General features: G+C 51.6%; 7 protein-coding genes. 5 read left to right on the top strand and 2 right to left on the bottom strand.

Annotated elements, in window-relative coordinates:
* Positions 1 to 876: IS21 family transposase (gene istA, locus KORM41_RS10270; RefSeq protein ID WP_156431867.1), on the bottom strand; the 876-nt coding region annotated here is incomplete at its 3' end.
* 102 nt (positions 877 to 978) lie between these two features.
* Complete coding sequence (locus KORM41_RS10265; RefSeq protein WP_082719844.1) at positions 979 to 1830, bottom strand: helix-turn-helix transcriptional regulator; 852 nt, start codon at positions 1828 to 1830, stop codon at positions 979 to 981.
* Positions 1831 to 1907: 77 nt separating this feature from the next.
* Here KORM41_RS10265 and KORM41_RS10260 point away from each other — a divergent pair, with 77 nt between their 5' ends.
* The 5 genes from KORM41_RS10260 to istA (KORM41_RS10245) form a co-directional block, all read left to right on the top strand.
* Entirely contained in the window at positions 1908 to 2822 is a 915-nt protein-coding gene (locus tag KORM41_RS10260; RefSeq protein ID WP_068147212.1) for a TnsA endonuclease N-terminal domain-containing protein, read from the top strand.
* Entirely contained in the window at positions 2815 to 4554 is a 1740-nt protein-coding gene (locus tag KORM41_RS10255; RefSeq protein WP_156431938.1) for a Mu transposase C-terminal domain-containing protein, read from the top strand. Before KORM41_RS10260 ends, KORM41_RS10255 begins: the two co-directional genes overlap by 8 nt.
* Positions 4555 to 4561: 7 nt before the next feature.
* Positions 4562 to 5449 (top strand): TniB family NTP-binding protein, encoded by an 888-nt coding sequence (locus KORM41_RS10250; protein WP_197421044.1) that lies wholly within the window; start codon positions 4562 to 4564, stop codon positions 5447 to 5449.
* Positions 5446 to 6147, top strand: coding sequence for a TniQ family protein (locus KORM41_RS22485; RefSeq protein WP_082719841.1), 702 nt, complete (start codon positions 5446 to 5448; stop codon positions 6145 to 6147). Before KORM41_RS10250 ends, KORM41_RS22485 begins: the two co-directional genes overlap by 4 nt.
* Positions 6148 to 6249: 102 nt before the next feature.
* Positions 6250 to 7125, top strand: an 876-nt coding sequence (gene istA / locus KORM41_RS10245) for an IS21 family transposase (protein WP_156431867.1), incomplete at its 3' end; no start/stop codon positions are given.

Below are 7125 nucleotides of genomic sequence, written 5' to 3'. Positions count from 1 at the left end.
CGCCAGATCAGCCTGCAGCCGGTCCCCGATGCTCACCTTGTGCCCTGACAGGACATCTGACTGCCGCCTGGTACAAGCGTCCTCCAGATAGTCGTTGAAAGCGTCAAAGCTGGCGAAGGACGGAATGGGGACCATGAAGGTCCGGCGCATATAGCCGACCATGCCTTCAACCTTGCCCTTATCGTTGCCCTTGCCGGGGCGGCCATAGCGGTCCTCTATCAGATAGTGGGACAGGAAGGCCGAGAAGCTGTCGGTCCGCTTGCGCGTGCCATCCGGCAGAATGCGAGATACAAGACAGCGGTCATTGTCGTACAGGACCGACTGCGGCACAGCGCCAAAGAAGGCAAAGGCATGGTTGTGGCCGTCCAGCCAGGCCTCCGTCGTGGCCCGGGGATAGGCCCTGACATAACAGGCATCGCTATGCGGCAGGTCCAGCACGAAGAAGTGGGCCTTCTGCCGCACCCCGCCGATGACCACCTGGGCCTCGCCGAAGTCCGCCTGCGCGTGACCGGGGGTGTGGCTCAGCGGTACATAGACCTCGCGGCTGGTCCGACGGTACTCTCTCACATAGTCCTTGATGATCGTATAACCGCCATCAAAGCCATACTCGGAGCGTAGGCGCTCGAAGATACGCTTCGCTGTATGGCGCTGCTTGCGCCCTACCTGGCGGTCACCCTCCAGAATACTGTCGATGATGTCGGTGTAGCCATCAAGCTTGGGACGCCTGACCGGCACTGAGCGCCGGTAGCCCGGCGGCTCTGAATGCGAGAGCATCTTCGCGACTGTGTCACGGCTGATCCCGAAACGCCGGGCAGCCTCCCGGTTGCTCAGGCCTTGCACATGGCACGCAAGGCGAACCCTTCTGTATAAATCCACTGAATAAATCCTCCGGCCCTCCCATCAAATGGAAAAGCCAAAAAGTGGCAGACTTTTACTCCGCCCGCAGCAACACAACGCCGCCGCTTCAGTGGCCTACTTTTACACCGCCCTATACACCCATTTCAGGAGGTGCCAAGCCATTTCCTGAAGCCCGGAGGCACTAAAGCGCACCGTTAGGGTACCATCCTCGTTGAGTTTGCTCGCCTGCTCTGGGTGGAATATGAAATCTCCCGCGATGGCCGCCGCTGCTTCGGAAAAAACCCATTCAACATCATAAACTTTGTCGAAGAAGACGCCAAACGACTGGTGCGAATAGGCTTGTAGGTCAAAGTCGCTTGGCATTTCGAAAAGGTGGTCGGTCGGTGTAACCTTCGCAATGGACGATAGGACAATTTTACGAATGGGCGTGGTTCGTCTGGCTGGATTGTTTGCTACCAGATAGTGACGATGACCATATAGAAAGCCATAAGGGTGAAGCTGCTCGCACCGCTTGGTACCGTCGCGCTTGGTGTAATAAATTTCGCATACATTCCCGCCCTTGATCGCTTCACGTAGTACAGAGACGTGTTCAGACGGTATTGCCCTTTTGGGGCCTGGTGACGCTATCAACCCTTCCGCGCGCAATATAGATTCCAGATCAGGAGCAATCCGATTTCTGTCGTCGGGATTCATTAGGGCTTGGACCTTGCGGATGGCAGAACGCACGAGCTTGGCATCGTCTTCATGGTCCATCAATTCAATTTTTTGAGCTGCGGTTTCCATTGCGGTCAACTCATCGAGGGAAAAGGCGATCAATTTGTGGAAGATGCCATTCGGGAATCGGTAGCGCTTTTCGTTATTTTCACCGACGACCACCTCCAAATGGGGAAAGTAATATTCCATGCTGCGCATCAGGCGTTGAGTCGTCCGAAGCGTATCACCCATATGCTCGGCAATTTCCTTAGTAGTCATGCCGGTTCGTTTGGATTTGTGAGATTCAACAGTGTACTGGAACAGGAACCTAATCGCTTGGAAATAAAGGGTAATCTATGGTGATCGGCAAATATCAAGATCAACTGCTCGTCAAATATTATGATCAAAAGAGTAGAGGACTATTTATAAATCCGCAAAAGTGCGGTAGAGTGTCTTCTTTCAGGCCTGCCGTTATTTCACAGGATGATGCGGAACTCACATCGTCTATCGGAGAAACCCTCGTGTCATTGTTTAACAACATGCATAAGCTTTTGCCTGCACGAGAGCTGCATTTTAATCATCGAAGCATAACAGGTTGGATATCCGGCAAGCCTAAAGACGACCAGATTCAGTTCGAGTCCACACTTGAACGCGATTTCGCATATCTTGCGTTCTTTGACCCGCGCGTACTGTCGATACAGGCACAGCCGTTTACTTTGGAATACACTGATGCACAGGGAAACCCACGAATCTATACTCCTGATTTCCAAGTGCGTTATCTCAGCTCCTTTGAACAGTGTTCAGAGGCAATCGTTGAAATCAAGTATCAAAAAGAACTGGAAGAGAAAGAGGCAGAGTTCGCAGATCGCTTTGCTTCCATGAAACGATGGAGTGAGGAAAACAATACAGAATTCCATATCGTAACAGAGAATGAGATCCGAGTTGGCTCTCGACTGTTCAACATCAAGTCCTTGTATCCCTTTCTGATGATCAATGATGACGATGGAGAAGGATCCGCCGACCTTGGACGCTTTATCAAACAAAACGCCCCCATAACAATCAAGGAGGTTCTAAACCAAAATTCACAAACCAGGGAAGAACAAGCCAGAGTCCAACATAACATCTGGCGCATAATAGCTATTGGTCAAGCTTGGATCAAAATGGACGAACCGATAACCTACGACACGGTGCTTCATAGCCATCCGGTGGCAGACACAAACGGACTATTCTTCTCCAGCCTTTCTTTTGAAGAGGGCCTGTACGGTGATTGACAGCAAGGCGCAGAAAGAAAACCTCTCAGGCGCAGACCTGAATACTTATTCTAAAGAAGAATGGGCAAGAGCTCTTGAGGTCCGAGAAGCAATTTTGCATTTGCTGCATCTTTCCAAGATCACGGAATCAGACGTCGAAGAAGCTGCAGCAGGTCTGAATATCTCAAGAAGCTGGTTATATGAACTTATCAATCGGTTTAGAAACGAGGGTACGGTTAGCTGTTTAATCCCACGGAAACCCACAGGGGGCCGCGGCAAAGGACGAATAAATTCCGTCCATGAAGCGCTTATAAATGAGATTGTTGAGACAACATATCTGACAACACTAAAGCTTAAACCCAGCAAGGTAATAAAAGCTTACAAAACTGCCTGCAAGCGGAGAAATCTGAAGCCTGTATCTGATAACACGGTCCGTGCTCGACTGCAGGAGATTCCGGCTCGGCTAGCAATGAAAAGACGTGAAAGTGGTCGCAAGGCCCGTGACAAATTCGATCCGGTCGTCGATGAGTTCCCCCGGCCCAAATGGCCTTTGGGGGTGGTACAAATGGACCATACACCTACGGATATAATCGTTGTTGATGAAGAACTCAGGCAACCGATCGGCAAGCTGAATTTGACTATAGCCGTTGATATTTATAGCCGCGCAATCCTGGGATATTTGATGTCATTGGAAGCTCCGAGCGCAACAACCGTGGCCCTCTGTCTGGCTCATGCTGTTGCACCAAAAGCAGTCTGGCTAAGAGAACGAGGTATCCATGCAGACTGGCCAATGTATGGCAAAATGGATGTCCTCCATGTTGACAACGGGCCCGACTTCAAAAGTGAGGCGCTGAAGCGCGGCTGCGACCAACACGGGATTGTGTTGGAACACCGCCCAGTGAAACATCCCAAATATGGAGGAACGGTTGAGCGACTGTTCGAAACTCTGAACGAAGAAATTCATTCCTGGCACGGGACCACAAAATCAAACGTTCAGGACAAAGGCGAATATAATTCGGAAGAAGAGTCTTGCCTGACAATGGCTGAACTGGAGCGTATGCTTGTCCGTGTCATCACCAAAATTTATCATGAAGAGATACACTCCAAACTGCTGATAAGTCCTAAGTTGGCATGGGATGAAGGCATCTACGGCGTGGACAACAAGCCTGGACGGGGTCTACCTACAAGGATACCCAATGAAAAGCGCTTCCTTATAGATTTCCTGCCGCTCAAACACAGAACTATCCAGCGATATGGGTTTGTGTGGGACTATATCCATTATTATGACCCCGTGCTGCGGACCTATCTGGATCGGGAGGATAAGCGCAAATTTATTATCCGACGCGATCCAAGAGACCTTTCCAAAGTATATTTCTATTGCCCCGAAACAGATCAGTATTTTGAAATTCCGTATCGCAACCTGGACAATCCATCTGTCACACTTTGGGAGTGGACTGCTACACGTGAACGCTTAAAACAGAAGGGACTGGACGCACGGGATGAAGACACAATCTTCGAAGCTTATGAAGAGAACAGGCGCGAACTGGAAGAAGCCAGAATTAAAACCAAACGCGCGCGGCGGCAGTATGAACGCACTAAGCAGGCGAAACGTTCACGTAAACGCTTAACGCCGCAAGCCGATCAAAAATCCACACGCTCGCTTCAGGATAAACCCAGTGTGCAAGAATCAATTTCACCAGAGGAAGATGACTTTGATTTTGGCGCAACATTTGACGATATCAAACTCCGGTAGGGCGCACATGGAACATTTGGAAGCTCAGACCCGTTCAATGATGGAGAAACCACTCCAGGACCGTATAAGTCATGTCAAAACTATAAAATGGATTGGATACCCAAAAGCAGTCCAGATTCTAAATGAAATGGAGGACTTGATCGATCATCCACCATCTCATCGAATGCCAAACATTCTCATTGCCAGTCCCACCAATAACGGCAAAACCATGATCATGAAGCGTTTCATGGAATTGCATCCGGCATCGGACGAACCAGAATGCGATGCTGCTTCAGTGCCTGTATTCGCAGTTCAGATGCCGCCGCGGCCGGACCCGCGGCGCTTCTATATGAAAATCTTGCAAGCTCTTTTCGCAACCTATAGGGACTCTGACAATCTCGCCCGATTAGAGACCCAGGCCATTTCACTTATGCAGTCCTGCGGCGTCAAAATGCTTCTTATCGATGACCTCCACAATATGCTTGCCGGCCGCGTTGATGCCCAAAGACAGTTCTTGAACATGTTGCGCACAATAGGCAACGAGCTGGAAGCATCCCTGGTATGCTTTGGCACCCAAGGAGCACTGAGGGCCATCCAGTTGGATGACCAACTCGCCAACCGGTTCATCCCCTATATCCTGCCAACTTGGCAAATGGACAAAGAGTTCAGGATGCTCCTGAACACCTATGAAAGCTTGTTGCCCTTTCCTGAGAGATCATACCTCGCTGCAAAGGAAACTGCTCATTACATTCTTACAAAATCTGAAGGCACAATCGGCGAAGCCTTTGCACTGATAAACCGGGCTGCAAAAATAGCGCTTGAGCAAGCAAAGACACACATAGAACCAAACCATCTGGAAAATTGCGGCTACATCCCCCCTAAGGAGAGAAGGCGGGCCGCTGAGCTAAGGTTTTGATAGTCCTGAGTGGTAAATACTGGCCGGTTCACCCTAAGCCACAGCCTTTTGAATTGTTCTCTTCGTGGCTGACTCGCATCGCTTTAGGGAATGGTACTTCTGCTCATAATTTTTGCCAATCTATTTGGCCAGGCAAGCAGGTTTGGACGCGAGATATCGATGTATATGGATGGAAGGGGCTGGTTGAGACGCTTGCTCTAAAAACAGGGACCCCACCACATCAAATCATCAATCTATCCCTGTCCTATTACGAAGGAACGGTGTTTGAAGAGATGCACGGGCGATGCCCCACCAATTGGGTTTTGCCAACAGGCATCTACCACCGAATACGACGAGGATTTGGTTTGCAATGGTGCCCCAAATGCCTTCAGTCGGATCCGATACCGTATTTTCGGCGCCATTGGCGCATGGCATTCGCTTCATGCTGCCCAAAGCATGGCATTCTTCTGGCAGACCGCTGCCACTGCTGCAAGGCACCTGCCGTTCCTTTTAGAAAGGGGCTTGTCACCTGTTTCCAATGTACGGCCGACCTCAGAGACCACCCGTGTGTACCGGCTCTCAATGAAGCAATAATTGCTGAATCTGAACTTATTCAAAGAGCGATGGATGGACGGACGATGCTTCCTGGCTATCAGCCTATTTTTAGCATTGCATTTTTCGACATATGGCATCGCCTACTTATGTATAGGGCGGTGTAAAAGTAGGCCACTGAAGCGGCGGCGTTGTGTTGCTGCGGGCGGAGTAAAAGTCTGCCACTTTTTGGCTTTTCCATTTGATGGGAGGGCCGGAGGATTTATTCAGTGGATTTATACAGAAGGGTTCGCCTTGCGTGCCATGTGCAAGGCCTGAGCAACCGGGAGGCTGCCCGGCGTTTCGGGATCAGCCGTGACACAGTCGCGAAGATGCTCTCGCATTCAGAGCCGCCGGGCTACCGGCGCTCAGTGCCGGTCAGGCGTCCCAAGCTTGATGGCTACACCGACATCATCGACAGTATTCTGGAGGGTGACCGCCAGGTAGGGCGCAAGCAGCGCCATACAGCGAAGCGTATCTTCGAGCGCCTACGCTCCGAGTATGGCTTTGATGGCGGTTATACGATCATCAAGGACTATGTGAGAGAGTACCGTCGGACCAGCCGCGAGGTCTATGTACCGCTGAGCCACACCCCCGGTCACGCGCAGGCGGACTTCGGCGAGGCCCAGGTGGTCATCGGCGGGGTGCGGCAGAAGGCCCACTTCTTCGTGCTGGACCTGCCGCATAGCGATGCCTGTTATGTCAGGGCCTATCCCCGGGCCACGACGGAGGCCTGGCTGGACGGCCACAACCATGCCTTTGCCTTCTTTGGCGCTGTGCCGCAGTCGGTCCTGTACGACAATGACCGCTGTCTTGTATCTCGCATTCTGCCGGATGGCACGCGCAAGCGGACCGACAGCTTCTCGGCCTTCCTGTCCCACTATCTGATAGAGGACCGCTATGGCCGCCCCGGCAAGGGCAACGATAAGGGCAAGGTTGAAGGCATGGTCGGCTATATGCGCCGGACCTTCATGGTCCCCATTCCGTCCTTCGCCAGCTTTGACGCTTTCAACGACTATCTGGAGGACGCTTGTACCAGGCGGCAGTCAGATGTCCTGTCAGGGCACAAGGTGAGCATCGGGGACCGGCTGCAGGCTGATCTGGCG

It is taken from the genome of Kordiimonas lipolytica (genome assembly GCF_001550065.1).
The sequence above is the reverse complement of the archived record's forward strand: the minus strand, read 5'-3'. Positions and strand labels throughout refer to the sequence as shown.